Consider the following 15,096-nt stretch of genomic DNA (forward strand, 5'->3'; position numbering starts at 1 on the left):
TTATACACCATCGGTCTCAGCACGCGTTGTGGCGCAGGTTCGGCGTGCCGCAGGGCATCTCTGGCATTTTGCCGCCGGCAGGCAGCAGTCTGAACGTAATGGGTATTAAGCGGATTCATTTGACGCGTTTACGGATATCAGCCATGAAACTACAGCAACTCCGCTACATCGTTGAGGTTGTTAACCATAACCTGAATGTCTCCTCTACCGCCGAAGGCTTGTATACTTCACAGCCAGGCATCAGCAAGCAGGTACGCATGCTGGAAGATGAGTTGGGAATTCAGATATTTGCCCGCAGCGGTAAGCATTTAACTCAGGTCACTCCAGCCGGTCAGGAAATTATTCGCATCGCGCGTGAAGTGTTATCTAAAGTTGAGGCCATTAAATCCGTGGCAGGCGAGCACACCTGGCCGGATAAGGGCTCGTTGTACGTTGCCACCACCCATACGCAGGCGCGTTACGCGCTCCCTGGAGTGATTAAAGGCTTTATTGAGCGTTATCCTCGGGTCTCTTTGCATATGCATCAGGGGTCGCCGACGCAGATTGCAGAAGCGGTTTCGAAGGGTAATGCCGACTTTGCCATTGCTACCGAAGCGCTGCATCTGTACGACGATTTGGTGATGCTGCCGTGCTATCACTGGAACCGTTCAATTGTGGTGACGCCGGACCACCCGCTCGCTTCGAAAGGTTCGGTGACCATTGAAGAGCTGGCGCAGTATCCGCTGGTAACTTATACCTTCGGCTTCACCGGACGTTCTGAGTTGGATACCGCGTTTAATCGCGCCGGGCTGACTCCGCGTATCGTCTTCACGGCGACTGATGCCGATGTTATCAAAACCTATGTGCGCTTAGGGCTTGGCGTTGGAGTTATTGCCAGCATGGCGGTCGATCCCGTGTCCGATCCAGACCTGGTAAAACTCGATGCCAATGGTATTTTCAGCCACAGCACCACCAAGATAGGCTTCCGCCGAAGCACCTTCCTCAGAAGTTATATGTATGATTTTATTCAACGTTTTGCGCCGCATTTGACGCGAGATGTGGTCGATACGGCCGTGGCGCTACGTTCGAATGAGGATATAGAGGCCATGTTCAAAGATATTAAACTGCCGGAAAAATAATCGAATTGATAAATGGCATTTCCTCCGGGGAGTGCCATTTTCTATTATGGACCTTATCAGAACTTATAAACCTCGTTGTAATCACATTTCTACGGATTTTCACTTCGTTATTTCTCCAATATACCCGCTGCGATCAAAATAACGGTTAAAAGCCTTTTACCTGTTCCTGAATTAGCTGGATCTATTTTATATATCTTATTAAGATTTATCTGTACCTGATGATTTTAGCAATTGGTGGTGATGAAATGATAAACAATATCGATTATGCAAAGCTCGCGATGTCGTATGAACGTCACAAAGCGGAAATCGATCCAACGCTGCGCAGTCAGGTCTGGGGCTCACTACTGATGGGGCTTAGCGCTTTCTGGTGCATCGTTGCATTATTCATCTGGATTATTAGCTAAAGCAGTTTATCAGAGAAGGTTATATTTCACTTTTGTGACAAAAGGAGGTTGGTAAAATTAGCACCCGGAATTGTGGAACACGGTGGAAGAAATTATTTTCCGACTTATCAGCTTTAAATGTTAATCCATCCTGAGCTAATCATTGTCTATCCGTGATTAGCTCTTTTTCTTTTCCCGTTCAGAGAATAGGATCGGAACTTACTCAACCTCATCAAATATCTCCGTGCTGTAACACTGTTATCTTCAAAATTTCTGAACTGTATGGTTTTGTCAATTTTAGCAATTTGAGTTGTTATCAAAGTGTTATGTCAAGTTTGTGTTATCTTTAATAAAGACCCTGAGGAGTTCAGGGCATGCATCCCTGTGATAAAGGAGGAGCTATGTCGTCAACACTACGAGCAGCCAGTAAGGATACGCTACAGGTCAAAGACAAAACCTACCATTACTACAGCCTGGCGCTGGCCGCTAAACAACTGGGCGATCTCACCCGACTGCCCAAATCCCTCAAAGTTCTGCTTGAAAACCTCCTGCGCTGGCAGGATGGCGACTCGGTGACGGAACAAGATATTCAGGCGCTGGCCGGCTGGCTGCAGAAAGCGCATGCCGACCGCGAAATAGCCTATCGTCCGGCGCGCGTATTGATGCAGGATTTTACCGGCGTACCGGCGGTGGTCGATTTAGCCGCCATGCGTGAAGCGGTAAAACGGCTGGGCGGCGATACGGCAAAGGTGAATCCGCTCTCGCCGGTTGACCTGGTGATTGACCACTCGGTAACGGTGGACCGTTTTGGTAATGAAAACGCCTTTGAAGATAACGTGCGCCTTGAAATGGAGCGAAACCACGAACGTTATGCTTTCCTGCGCTGGGGGCAGCAGGCCTTCAGCCGCTTTAGCGTTGTGCCGCCGGGAACCGGGATCTGCCACCAGGTGAACCTTGAATATCTCGGCCGTGCCGTGTGGAGCGAACTACAGGATGGCGAATGGGTGGCTTACCCGGATACGCTGGTGGGTACCGATTCGCACACCACCATGATTAACGGTCTGGGCGTATTAGGGTGGGGCGTCGGCGGGATTGAAGCGGAAGCGGCGATGCTTGGGCAGCCGGTATCCATGCTCATACCTGATGTCGTCGGTTTCAAGCTGACCGGTAAACTGCGTGAGGGGATCACCGCGACTGACCTGGTGCTGACAGTGACCCAGATGCTGCGCAAACATGGTGTGGTTGGCAAGTTCGTAGAATTCTACGGCGACGGTCTCGACTCCTTACCGCTGGCCGACCGGGCCACCATTGCGAATATGTCGCCAGAATATGGCGCGACCTGCGGCTTCTTCCCGATCGATGCGGTAACCCTCAGCTATATGCGCCTGAGCGGGCGCAGCGAAGAGCAGGTGGCATTGGTTGAAGCTTATGCCAAAGCGCAGGGGATGTGGCGCCAGACGGGCGATGAGCCGGTATTCACCAGCACCCTGGCGCTGGATATGGGTACGGTTGAGGCCAGCCTCGCCGGGCCGAAACGGCCGCAGGACCGCGTCGCGTTGGGCGATGTGCCGAAAGCGTTTGCCGCCAGCAACGAACTGGAAGTGAATCAAACGCAAAAATCGCGTCAGCCGGTTGATTATACTCTCAATGGGCAACGCTATTCGCTGCCGGAAGGCGCGGTGGCGATTGCGGCAATCACTTCATGTACCAATACTTCCAACCCGAGCGTGTTGATGGCCGCCGGCCTGCTGGCGAAGAACGCCGTTGAGCGCGGCCTGAAACCGCAGCCGTGGGTGAAAGCCTCGCTGGCGCCGGGTTCGAAAGTGGTTTCCGATTATCTGGCGCATGCCGGTTTGACGCCTTATCTCGATGAATTGGGCTTTAACCTCGTAGGGTATGGTTGTACAACCTGTATCGGTAACTCCGGGCCGCTGCCGGAACCTATCGAAGAGGCAATTAAAAAAGGTGACCTGACCGTGGGGGCGGTGCTCTCCGGTAACCGCAACTTCGAAGGTCGTATCCATCCGTTGGTGAAAACCAACTGGCTGGCGTCGCCACCGCTGGTCGTGGCCTATGCGCTGGCTGGCAATATGAACATTGACCTGACCCGTGAACCGCTTGGGGTTGGTAAAGACGGTAAGCCGGTGTTCCTGAAGGATATCTGGCCGAGCGGCGAGGAGATTGCTCGCGCGGTGCAGCAGGTTTCCACCGAGATGTTCCGTAAAGAATATGCCGAAGTCTTCGAAGGTACCGAGGAGTGGAAAGCTATTCAGGTAGACCGTTCCGATACCTATCGCTGGCAGGATGACTCTACCTATATTCGCCTGTCGCCATTCTTTGATGAGATGGGCGTTGAGCCGAAACCGGTAGAAGATATTCACGGCGCGCGGATCCTGGCGATGTTAGGCGATTCGGTGACCACCGACCATATCTCTCCGGCAGGAAGTATCAAGGCAGACAGCCCTGCAGGACGCTATTTGCAGGAGCACGGCGTGGCGCGCGCCGATTTCAACTCTTATGGTTCACGACGTGGCAACCATGAGGTGATGATGCGCGGTACCTTTGCCAATATTCGTATCCGTAACGAAATGGTGCCGGGCGTGGAAGGGGGGATGACGCGTCATTTACCAGACACGCAGCCTGTTGCCATCTACGATGCGGCTATGCTGTATAAAGCCGAGGGCACGCCTCTGGCGGTGATTGCCGGTAAAGAATATGGTTCAGGTTCCAGCCGCGACTGGGCGGCAAAAGGGCCGCGTCTGTTGGGCGTGCGGGTAGTGATTGCCGAGTCCTTCGAGCGTATTCACCGCTCTAACCTTATTGGCATGGGGATATTACCGTTGGAGTTTCCGCAAGGCGTGACGCGTAAAACGCTACAGCTGACCGGCGAAGAGCGGATCGATATCAGTAACCTGCAGGCGCTGCATCCTGCGGCAACGGTTCCAGTCACCATCACCCGCGCCGATGGACAGCAGGAGGTCATTCAGTGTCGCTGTCGTATCGATACCGCGACTGAACTTACCTACTATCAGAATGACGGCATTCTGCATTATGTGATTCGTAATATGCTGTAAAAGAAAGGGCCAGCGAATGCTGGCCCTGATTCATTCTGGAGCTGACTTATTTATTCAGCAGATGCCCCATCTTGGCCGCTTTGGTATCCAGGTAGTGCTCGTTTTTCGGGTTACGGCCGACGATGAGCGGAACGCGTTCGACGATATTGATTCCCGCCTCGGTCAGAATTTCGACTTTCTTCGGGTTGTTGGTCAACAGTCGAACCTGCTCAACGCCGAGCAGTTTGAACATATCGGCGCACAGCGTAAAATCGCGCTCATCGGCGGCAAAGCCTAGCTGGTGGTTGGCTTCGACGGTATCGTAACCTTGATCCTGAAGCGCGTAGGCGCGAATTTTATTCAGCAAACCGATATTTCGGCCTTCCTGACGATGATAAAGCAGGATCCCGCGCCCCTCTTCAGCGATGTGCGACAGCGCCGCTTCCAGCTGAAAACCGCAATCACAACGCAGACTAAAAAGGGCATCGCCCGTCAGACATTCTGAGTGTACGCGAGCCAGTACCGGGGCTTGCCCCGAAATATCGCCATACACCAGCGCGACATGATCCTGCCCGGTTGCCAGTTCTTCAAAGCCCACCATCAGGAAATCGCCCCAGGGGGTTGGCAGTTTGGCTTCTGCCACACGTTTAAGCTGCATGTGATTCTCCAGATTCTGACAGCACCTGAATGTGCTTTCTGTTTACTACTATTTTGCCACAACGCCGCGACGTTCTCCTAATTACCAACGACCGCCTGCGCGGAAAGCGCACAAACGATCTACTTTCCGTTATGATATTCAGAAGGAAAGAGAAGGAGATATGATGCTGTTGATTGCCAAAAGGACCGCCATCGGGGCGGCGCTATTGCTTGTTATGCCCGTTATAGTCTGGCTCTCCGGCTGGCAGTGGCAGCCGGGTCAAGCCCCGGCCATGTTGAAAATGTGGTACTGGGTGACTGAAACCGTCACCCAGCCGTGGGGAATAATTACTCATGTAGCGCTATTTGGCTGGTTTTTGTGGTGTTTACGGTTTCGTCTGCGCGAAGCGCTGGTGCTGTTTCTCATTCTCGGCGCCGCCATCCTGGCAGGTCAGGGGCTTAAATCCTGGATCAAAGAACGGGTGCAGGAACCACGGCCATTTGTGATTTGGTTAGAAAGAACCCAACAGGTACCGGTGGCGCAATTCTATGAGTTAAAACGTAAAGAACGCGCTAAACTGGTGCATGAGCAATTGGCTGAACAACAGACAATACCGGGATTCTTGCGTAAACACTGGCAAAAAGAGACCGGTTTTGCCTTTCCGTCCGGCCATACCATGTTTGCCGCCAGTTGGGCGCTGCTGGGGGTAGGACTGTTGTGGCCACGTCGGCGCTGGGTGACTATCGGCCTGCTGTTGGGATGGGCTACAGCGGTCATGGGCAGCCGTCTGGCGTTAGGCATGCACTGGCCGCAGGATCTTATCGTGGCGACCAGTCTTTCCTGGCTGCTGGTTACCGCGGCGACCTGGCTCACTCAGCGTTTTTGCGGCCCGTTAACCCCGCCTGTCGAAGAGGCGACGGATATCAAAAAACGCGCAACCTGACGCCGTTTATGTTGAATTTCGCGACACCTGGCCGCATATCATGACGGGTGTCATGCTTTTCCATTTCACCACTGCGGTGAAAATGATACTTTATAGGGCTTGAACGCGTTTTACTCGCGCAACCCACAGAACGGGAAGTCATGTGAAATATTTACTTATTTTCTTACTGGTGTTAGCTATCTTCGTCATCTCTGTGACGCTGGGTGCGCAAAACGACCAACTGGTCACGTTCAACTATTTGCTCGCGCAGGGTGAATTCCGCATCTCCACGTTGCTGGCGGTGTTATTCGCTGCCGGGTTTGCGATTGGCTGGCTGATTTGCGGCCTGTTCTGGCTGCGGGTCCGTGTATCGCTGGCGCGCGCCGAACGTAAAATTAAACGCCTGGAGCAGCAGATCGCGCCAGTGACCGTAGCGCCTGCTGATGCCGGCGTCCCTGCGGTCAAGGAATAACCTTCTATGCTGGAGTTGTTGTTTCTGCTTCTTCCCGTTGCCGCTGCCTATGGATGGTATATGGGGCGCAGGAGCGCACAACAGTCCAAACAGGACGATGCCAGTCGCCTGTCGCGTGATTACGTGGCCGGGGTCAACTTCCTGCTGAGCAATCAGCAGGACAAAGCCGTAGATCTGTTCCTCGATATGTTAAAAGAGGATACCGGCACCGTTGAAGCCCACTTGACCCTTGGCAACCTGTTTCGTTCGCGTGGTGAAGTCGACCGCGCCATCCGCATTCACCAAAGCCTGATGGAGAGCGCCTCGCTCACCTACGATCAGCGCCTGCTTGCCGTCCAACAGCTGGGGCGAGATTACATGGCCGCCGGTCTGTACGATCGCGCGGAAGATATGTTCAAGCAGCTGGTGGATGAAACCGACTTCCGCCTGGGCGCGCTACAGCAACTGCTACAAATCTACCAGCTAACCAGCGATTGGCAGTCCGCCATTGAAGTCGCCGAAAGGCTGGTAAAATTGGGCAAAGAAAAGCATCGCAGCGATATCGCCAACTTCTGGTGTGAGCTGGCGCTGCAGCAGATGGCCAGTAACGATCTCGATAAAGCAATGACGCTGCTGAAAAAAGGCGCGTCAGCTGACCGTAACAGCGCCCGCGTCTCGATTATGATGGGGCGCGTGTGGATGGAAAAAGGCGACTACGCGAAAGCGGTAGAAAGCTTGGAACGGGTGATTGGCCAGGATAAAGAACTGGTTGGTGAAACCCTGGAAATGCTGCAAACCTGTTATCAGCAATTGGGTAAGCATGAGGAGTGGGAAGCGTTCCTGCGCCGCTGTGTTGAAGAGAACACCGGGGCGACCGCGGAGCTTATGCTGGCGCAAATTATCGAGCAGCAGGAAGGCGCCGAAGCCGCACAGAGCTATGTGACTCGCCAGCTTGAGCGCCACCCAACGATGCGCGTGTTCCATAAACTGATGGACTACCATCTTAATGAGGCGGAAGAAGGGCGCGCGAAGGCGAGCCTGGGGGTTCTGCGCAACATGGTTGGCGAGCAGGTGCGGAGCAAACCGCGTTACCGCTGCCAGAAGTGCGGTTTTACTTCCCACACCCTGTACTGGCACTGCCCGTCCTGCCGTTCGTGGGCGACTATCAAGCCGATTCGCGGCCTTGATGGCCAGTAACGTCTAAAAAAAGCCTGGCTTTAGTTACAACATACTTATCTGTAATTTATCGTACCCGCTTCTGTTGCCACGTGCCCGCTTTTGTCTGTAGCCGGGCAAAACCAGCCTGTCATTTTCCCTGGTTCGCAGGTAGAATGCTGCCCGTTTACCTTTTTTGCGCCGTGCAGGCGCTCATCAACAATTAAGGTCCGGTCATGACGTCTACTGCTAGCTCTTCTCCTCGCGTTATCACATCTTCTCCCGTGGTTGTTGCGCTTGATTATGATAACCGCGATAAGGCGTTAGCCTTTGTTGATCGAATCGATCCGCGCGATTGCCGGTTGAAGGTAGGTAAGGAGATGTTCACGCTGCTGGGCCCGCAGTTTGTTCGCGACCTGCATCAGCGCGGCTTTGAAGTATTCCTCGACCTGAAGTTCCACGATATCCCGAACACCACCGCACGCGCGGTCGCCGCCGCCGCAGAGCTTGGCGTATGGATGGTAAACGTCCACGCTTCCGGCGGCGCGCGTATGATGACTGCCGCCCGCGAGGCGCTGCTGCCGTTTGGGAAAGAGGCGCCGTTACTGATAGCGGTCACCGTACTGACCAGCATGGAGGCCAGCGATTTACAGGATCTCGGTATTACGCTTTCTCCAGCCGATCATGCTGCTAAACTGGCGGCGCTAACCAAACGCTGTGGTCTCGACGGCGTCGTCTGCTCAGCGCAGGAAGCCGTCCGCTTTAAACAAGAGTTAGGACAAGAATTTAAGTTAGTTACCCCAGGGATCCGCCCCACAGGCAGTGATGCTGGCGACCAACGCCGGATTATGACTCCGGAACAGGCGCAGCAGGCGGGGGTTGATTATATGGTAATCGGCCGACCGGTTACCCAGTCAGCCGATCCGGCTGCAACGCTTGCGGCGATCAACGCGTCGCTGAAATTGGAGGCGTAATGAGCGATTCTAACAGCCGCCTGGTTTACTCTACCGAGAGCGGACGTATCGAAGAGCCGAAAGCGGCGCCGCAAAGAGCGAAGGGCGATGGTATTGTGCGTATTCAACGCCAGACCAGCGGGCGCAAAGGGAAGGGCGTCTGCCTGATTACCGGTATCGATCTCGATGATGACGCGCTGGCGAAGTTGGCCGCTGAGCTGAAAAAGAAATGCGGCTGCGGCGGTTCACTGAAAGATGGAGTGATTGAAATTCAGGGTGATAAACGCGACTTGCTGAAATCACTGCTGGAAGCCAAAGGGATGAAAGTGAAATTAGCGGGTGGCTAAGATAATTTCTGCGAAATAAACAACAAGGCCACGGTATTTACCGTGGCCTTAATTATTTGTAGATGCGTGAGTCAGTAACTACGAAATTATTATTAATTTAATACGCGGGGTGGTTATTTACCAACCTGGTGGCCAATGATGCCGCCAACCGCTGCGCCGCCCAGGGTGCCCAGGGTGCTGCCGTCAGTTAATACCGCGCCGCCCAGTGCGCCGGCGCCTGCGCCGATTGCGGTGTTACGGTCGCGTTTAGACCAGTTAGAGCAAGCGCTCAGGGACATTACTACAGTAACCGCCAGTACGGCCGCAGCCATTTTTTTGCTCATCGAAGTCATCATTTTATTCTCCTGAATAATCTATTCATGGATACAACTTCCTTTAAGCATAGCAACTGACTATGACTTAAGGGTTATTCCATGAAACTTAAGTTGCGCAGGTGTTGCTCTAATCACGCAGGTGATAGTCACTTCCTGTTATATCGCTAATAATAATTCTACTTATTTTAAAATTTAACGTCAGGTAAAAAATCTTAATTGCAGGTCAGAATACTCTCAGACACAGAGGGGCTGCCAACGCCATTCCTGGGCGCTGGCGGAAGCGATTAGGCGGGGTTGACAATATCGAGGGTTAAACCGCTTGCGCAGAGCTGCTGGCGAATAGTTTCGCTCAGGTTATTGTCGGTGATGACGCGATTGAAACGGGCAATTGGGCCCAGTGGATAAGGATGCACGACGCTGAATTTCGAACTGTCGCTGAGCACAATAGCTTCGCACTGTTTTTCCAGCACTGCGTTAACCACATCGGCGCGCATCATGTCGCGGCCGGTAAAACCAGTTTCACTCTGCCAGCCGTCAACGCCGATAAATGCCTTGCTGAAGTGCACCTGCTGGATGCATTGACGGGTTAACGGGCCAACCATGCTTTCACTGCGTTTCTGATAAATGCCGCCCAGCAGAATGACCTCACCCGGCGTTTCCTTGAGTAAATGCGCGATATAGCTGCTAACGGTGATGATCGTGATATCGCCGCGTTCCGCCAGCGTGCGGGCCAGCAGGGCGTTTGAACTGCCATTTTCGATGAACACCGTCTCTCCGGCCGCTACCAGCGACGCGGCGCGCGCGGCGAGTTCACGCTTAATGGCAAAGTTGGTCATCATGCGGGTTTCGACGTCTTCGCTATCAAGCGGTACGGCAAAGCCGTGGGTGCGGCGCAGATAGCTTTGCTTTTCCAGCGAATTCAGATCCTGACGAATAGTGACTTCGGAGACACCGGTCATCCTGGCCAGATCGGCAACGCTCATGCGGCCTTTATCGATGACCATTTGTAAAATACTTTGTTGTCGGGCGTTCATAGCTACATCACAGTTAGAGGTCTATACGGCGCCCAGCAGGCCTTCGGGCGTGCTGGGGGACAGGAATGAATCAGATTTCCCACGGCGCTTTCGTTTGCCCTGAGTCCTTCTCTGGCTCGTCGTGAGACAACGCCTGCAGCTCGGCTTTGAGGATCTCCAGGTTATGGATAGCCGAGTGATAATCTCCGGCAACCAGAATATCCAGCACGGTATCGATACGTTGGGCGAGCAGGCGGGCATTCAGATCAGACATAGCATTATCCTGGTTACAAAAATGAATGAAATCAATGATGCAAAAAACGACTGCAAAAGAGAAGCGAAAAAAACGCACATCCTTGCGCAGCTGGCGATATTCACTCAAAACGAGAAATGTATGGCCCCTGGGCAGGGGCCATAAAAGCGTTACGCCGCCGGACGGGCGATGACGCTGCGGGTTTCCATACGGACTTCAGCGATAGTCACGTCGATAACATCGGTGACTTTATAAACGACTTCACCTTTAATCTGTACGGTTCCGTTCTCCTGGCTGCAAACCAGTTCATCGCGTACCGCGTGCAGGAAAGGTGCCGGGATAAAGGCGACAGCGCCGTTATCAACCAGGCGTACGCGCATGCCGCCGCGGCTGACATCAATGATTTCTGCCGCATAACGGGTATCGGTTCCGGCTTTATCGTTGAGGAAGCGAGCGTACAGCCAATCTGCGACGTCGCGTTCCGCCATACGGTTCAGACGACGACGTTCCGCCATCTGCACGGTGACATCATCCTGCGGGCGGCCAATGGTCTCGCCTTTAATGATGGCCTTTAACAGACGGTGGTTGATCATATCGCCGTATTTACGGATTGGCGAAGTCCAGGTCGCGTAAGCTTCCAGCCCAAGGCCGAAGTGTGGGCCCGGCTCGGTGCTAATCTCAGCGAACGACTGGAAGCGGCGGATGCGGCTATCAAGGAAACCTGAAGGCTGAGCATCCAGTTCGCGGCGTAGTTTACAGAAACCTTCGAGCGTCAGGACTTCCTGCGGATCAACGTGTACATCGTGCGTTTTTAGCAGCGCGGCCAGTTGCTCGGTGTTAGCCGGGTCGAAACCGGTATGCACGTTATATACGCCGAAGCCGAGGTTATCGCGCAGCACGCGTGCCGCGCAGATATTAGCGGCAATCATTGACTCTTCAACAATGCGGTTGGCGATGCGGCGAGGTTCGGCAACGATATCCAGTACTTCACCTTTCTCACCCAACACGAAGCGATAATCAGGGCGGTCTTTGAACACCAGGGCGTGGGTTTGACGCCATTCGCTGCGGCGTTGGCAGACTTCCTGCAGCAGTTTGATTTGCTGCGCGATAGCGTCATCGGCAGGTTGCCAGGCGCCGATATTTTCCAGCCAGTTGGAGACGTCGTCATAAGCCAGTTTGGCTTTTGATTCGATGGTCGCGGCGAAGAATTCGATATTATCTTCAATGGCGCCGTCGGCTGCCAGGGTCATGCGGCAGGCGAGCACCGGGCGCACTTCGTTGGCGCGCAGCGAGCACAAATCATCAGACAGTTCGCGCGGCAGCATCGGGATATTAAAGCCCGGCAGATAGTTGGTGAAGGCGCGGATTTTCGCCGCGTTGTCCAGTTTGCTGCCCTCGGCAATCCACGCCGTCGGATCGGCGATAGCGACGGTCAGCAGCAGTTTACCGTCGTCGGCGCGCTCGACATATAGCGCATCGTCCATATCTTCGGTGCTGGCGCTGTCGATGGTCACGAACTCAAGCGCCGTCAGATCGCGACGTTCCAGTCCTTCATCGAGCATCTCGGTAGCAACGCCATTCGGCGCTTCTTTTTCCAGGTTATGACGCGCCAGCGTCACCCACCACGGCACGAAATGATCGTCGCTGAAGGTGATGAACTGCGTTAATTCGGCATAAAATCCGCGGTCGCCTTTCAGCGGATGGCGACGCATTTCAGCCACCGCCCAGTCACCCTGTTTGAAGTCGTGTTCAACGCCACGCGCGGCGCGGCAAGGGATGGCGTCTTTCAGCAGCGGATGATCAGGAACAATAGACAGGCGATCGTCTTTTTTCTGCACTTTACCGACAAAACGGGTCAGGAAAGGCTCAACCAGCTCTTCCGGCTCGGCGCTTTCACGTTCTTTTTCCGTATGGACCACGGCGATAATACGATCGCCATGCATCACTTTTTTCATTTGCGGCGGCGGAATGAAGTAGCTTTTCTGCGAGTCGACTTCGAGGAAGCCAAAACCTTTTTCCGTACCTTTAACGACCCCTTCAACGCGCGGAGTCTGGGAATGCAATTGCTGTTTAAGCTGCGCTAGCAGCGGGTTGTCCTGAAACATAATTAGGTTTTTTCGTGGCTAAAAGAGCGGCTGACATTTTTACGCGAATATGCCTGCCTCAGCAAGCGCTGTTTCAGCATTTTACGTCGCTTGACGTACCTCGCCGAGGGCGATTTTAAGCCGGTTCAGCCAGCCGCAGAGGCCGCACCACGCCAGCAGATTGATAGCCTCAACGCGGGAAAGCCCATATTCAGTGAGGGGAGTTAGCTGTGCGGCGCTAAAACGGTCCGGCGCACGGGTCAATAGCTGCCCCGCCTGCAGGAAAACGTGTTCCAAAGAATGGCTTTGCGCCCAGCGCTGAATCGTTCGTTCATCGCCGCGCAATGCTTGCAACAATCCGTTATCAGCTGTCCAGCGCGCTGCCCAGGCGTTAAAACAGCTGACGCTACCGTTGATTCGCGCCGCCAGCAACGCCGCCATTGTGCTTAAGGGCTGCGCAGAGTTATCCAGTTCAGTTAGCAGTTGATGCAGCAGCGCTAACGCCCCTTCATCCGTTGCCAGAATAGGGGCGAGAGGCTGTAGGCCGGGATGACGGTGCCATGCGGCGAGCCTTGCTTGCCTATCGTCATTGGCGTAACGCAGGTCGGCATCATCGATATCCGCAGACCACTCTCCTGTCACGTCCGTGAAGCGTTCTGACGGGGCATCTTCCTGCTGCGGCATACCCGGAAGCCAGCGTACCGGTTGTCCGAGCGCGGCCTGAAAGGCAGCTACCGCGCGGGCCTGAAAGCCCACGAAACCAATAATCTGGTTAATTAACACAATATCGCGGCTGGTCAGTCCGACCTCATCAAGCTGGCGGCGGGAGACCTCGTTGATAACCGAAGGGGAACTGGCTAACTGGCGTGCGTACTGGGTAATCTGCGCCAGTCGGCGATTACTCTCTCGTGAGGAGTCAGGGCCCGGCAACGGCGCCAGACGCGCGGCATAGTGGTTACATAAGCGCTGTACGCCGTAGACTTGAGCGACGGTCAGGGCGGTGCTGAGACGGTCGTAGGCGCTGAAGGTTTGTAATCGGGTTACCGTGACGCTGTCCGGGAAAAGTACCTTTGCCAATTGACGCGCGGGCGCCAGCCAGCCTTCATGTGGGTGGCTGACATCGGCTGCAAGCGACAGATCGAGCAAAAAACGGTCATCAACGTCAGCGGCTTCTGGCACCAGAGGAAGAACCTCGACCGGGCTGTTGGTTGACTGGGTCTCGTGATACCAGTGGTTTTTGCCATACACGCGGCGTTGCTCCATGGGCGTTCCTTGTTCGGTAGGTGGCGAACCGCCGTTTCGCGGTACCTCTATGCACAACTATCCTGGCGTAACCCTGAAGCAGGAGAAAATATTGATACGTACTAATAAATAGCGGATTGGAATAACAGAGGAAAAGCGTAGGTAGAGAGGGGTAGGAGACATCCTCCTCACCGGGGTGAGGAGGATAAGGCACTTATTTCAGTTCCAGTTCGTTCATCGCAGCGATGTTAAAGCCGCCGTCAACGTGAACGACTTCGCCGGAGATACCTGCAGACAGGTTAGAGCACAGGAAAGCCGCGCTGTTGCCCACGTCTTCGATGGTGACGGTGCGACGGATCGGGGTGACCGCTTCGCAATGAGCCAGCATTTTACGGAAATCTTTGATACCGGATGCCGCCAGAGTACGGATCGGACCAGCGGAGATGGCGTTAACACGAATACCTTCCGGACCCATCGCGTTCGCCATATAGCGGACGTTGGCTTCCAGAGACGCTTTCGCCAGACCCATAACGTTATAGTTCGGGATCGCGCGCTCAGCGCCCAGATAGGAGAGGGTCAGCAGCGCGGAGTTCGGGTTCAGCATCGCGCGGCAGGCTTTCGCCATCGCCACGAAGCTGTAGGCGCTGATGTCGTGGGCGATTTTGAAACCTTCGCGAGTTACGACATTGACATAGTCGCCATCTAACTGGTCAGCCGGCGCATAACCGATAGAGTGCACGAAACCATCAAATTTCGGCCATACTTTCTCAAGCTCAGTGAACAGCGCGGTGATGCTTTCGTCTTCAGCCACATCGCACGGCAGCACAATGTTGGAACCCAGCGCAGCAGCAAACTCTTCTACGCGGCCTTTCAGTTTTTCGTTCTGATAGGTGAATGCCAGTTCAGCCCCTTCACGGTGCATTGCTTGCGCAATACCGTAGGCGATGGACAGTTTACTGGCCACGCCAGTGATCAGAATGCGCTTACCGGAAAGAAAACCCATAGCTTTAATCCTTATCGTTATTGCTTATTTTTACTCTAACAATCAAAAGGTTAACGTTGTTATTTCAAAATAACTCAAATTTAGCCGGGAATTATATCCCACTGAAGACCCCTTGTGTCACGATTTTTTGTGTCGCCTGTCGCAAGGCAGCGCGTAATGATAAATGCG

The 15,096-nt window shown here is 54.1% G+C and carries 15 protein-coding genes; 8 read left to right on the plus strand and 7 right to left on the minus strand.

Features of this window, described 5'->3' with window-relative positions; all coding sequences use genetic code 11:
* Positions 1-143 precede the first annotated feature (143 nt).
* The 3 genes from cysB (at position 144) to acnA (ending at position 4,575) form a co-directional block, all read left to right on the plus strand.
* A complete protein-coding gene (gene cysB / locus KGA69_RS16420; RefSeq protein WP_015705738.1) occupies positions 144-1,118 on the plus strand; it encodes an HTH-type transcriptional regulator CysB in 975 nt (324 codons plus the stop codon).
* 245 nt (positions 1,119-1,363) lie between these two features.
* A complete protein-coding gene (locus KGA69_RS16425) occupies positions 1,364-1,522 on the plus strand; it encodes a YmiA family putative membrane protein (protein ID WP_072056445.1) in 159 nt (52 codons plus the stop codon).
* 380 nt (positions 1,523-1,902) lie between these two features.
* Complete coding sequence (acnA, locus tag KGA69_RS16430; protein WP_213292472.1) at positions 1,903-4,575, plus strand: aconitate hydratase AcnA; 2,673 nt, start codon at positions 1,903-1,905, stop codon at positions 4,573-4,575.
* A 46-nt stretch (positions 4,576-4,621) separates the two neighbouring features.
* Here acnA and ribA read toward each other — a convergent pair whose 3' ends face one another.
* Positions 4,622-5,212: a GTP cyclohydrolase II gene (gene ribA / locus KGA69_RS16435; RefSeq protein ID WP_015366227.1), complete on the minus strand. Its 591-nt coding sequence runs from the start codon at positions 5,210-5,212 to the stop codon at positions 4,622-4,624.
* 163 nt (positions 5,213-5,375) lie between these two features.
* Here ribA and pgpB point away from each other — a divergent pair, with 163 nt between their 5' ends.
* From pgpB to yciH, 5 genes are all read left to right on the plus strand, one after another.
* Positions 5,376-6,134 (plus strand): phosphatidylglycerophosphatase B, encoded by a 759-nt coding sequence (gene pgpB / locus KGA69_RS16440; protein WP_045393152.1) that lies wholly within the window; start codon positions 5,376-5,378, stop codon positions 6,132-6,134.
* 142 nt (positions 6,135-6,276) lie between these two features.
* Positions 6,277-6,585 (plus strand): LapA family protein, encoded by a 309-nt coding sequence (locus KGA69_RS16445; protein ID WP_045374686.1) that lies wholly within the window; start codon positions 6,277-6,279, stop codon positions 6,583-6,585.
* 6 nt (positions 6,586-6,591) lie between these two features.
* The gene (gene lapB, locus KGA69_RS16450; RefSeq protein WP_045374683.1) at positions 6,592-7,761 is read left to right on the plus strand and encodes a lipopolysaccharide assembly protein LapB; all 1,170 of its coding nucleotides are present in this window, start codon (positions 6,592-6,594) and stop codon (positions 7,759-7,761) included.
* Between the two features lie 194 nt (positions 7,762-7,955).
* On the plus strand, positions 7,956-8,693 hold the full coding sequence (gene pyrF / locus KGA69_RS16455) for an orotidine-5'-phosphate decarboxylase (protein ID WP_045393148.1): 738 nt from the start codon (positions 7,956-7,958) through the stop codon (positions 8,691-8,693).
* Positions 8,693-9,019 carry a stress response translation initiation inhibitor YciH gene (yciH, locus tag KGA69_RS16460; protein WP_045393146.1) on the plus strand — a complete coding sequence of 109 codons (327 nt, stop codon included), beginning with the start codon at positions 8,693-8,695 and terminating at the stop codon, positions 9,017-9,019. The genes pyrF and yciH overlap by 1 nt, the downstream gene beginning before the upstream one ends.
* 113 nt (positions 9,020-9,132) lie before the next feature.
* Here the strand turns inward: yciH and osmB are convergent, their stop codons facing one another.
* The 6 genes from osmB to fabI form a co-directional block, all read right to left on the minus strand.
* Complete coding sequence (gene osmB, locus KGA69_RS16465) at positions 9,133-9,351, minus strand: osmotically-inducible lipoprotein OsmB (protein WP_032688354.1); 219 nt, start codon at positions 9,349-9,351, stop codon at positions 9,133-9,135.
* A gap of 266 nt (positions 9,352-9,617) precedes the next feature.
* On the minus strand, positions 9,618-10,367 hold the full coding sequence (locus tag KGA69_RS16470; RefSeq protein ID WP_045393144.1) for a DNA-binding transcriptional regulator YciT: 750 nt from the start codon (positions 10,365-10,367) through the stop codon (positions 9,618-9,620).
* A 70-nt stretch (positions 10,368-10,437) separates the two neighbouring features.
* A complete protein-coding gene (locus tag KGA69_RS16475; protein WP_045393142.1) occupies positions 10,438-10,620 on the minus strand; it encodes a YciZ family protein in 183 nt (60 codons plus the stop codon).
* Between the two features lie 149 nt (positions 10,621-10,769).
* Positions 10,770-12,704, minus strand: coding sequence for an exoribonuclease II (locus KGA69_RS16480; protein WP_047045001.1), 1,935 nt, complete (start codon positions 12,702-12,704; stop codon positions 10,770-10,772).
* A gap of 81 nt (positions 12,705-12,785) precedes the next feature.
* A complete protein-coding gene (locus KGA69_RS16485) occupies positions 12,786-13,946 on the minus strand; it encodes a carboxymuconolactone decarboxylase family protein (protein ID WP_045393138.1) in 1,161 nt (386 codons plus the stop codon).
* 193 nt (positions 13,947-14,139) lie between these two features.
* Positions 14,140-14,928, minus strand: a complete 789-nt coding sequence (gene fabI, locus KGA69_RS16490) for an enoyl-ACP reductase FabI (protein WP_045393136.1) — start codon at positions 14,926-14,928, stop codon at positions 14,140-14,142.
* Between the last annotated feature and the right edge of the window lie 168 nt (positions 14,929-15,096).

This window comes from Klebsiella sp. A52 (assembly GCF_018388785.1).
In the GTDB taxonomy this organism is placed as follows: Bacteria; Pseudomonadota; Gammaproteobacteria; order Enterobacterales; family Enterobacteriaceae; genus Klebsiella; species Klebsiella aerogenes.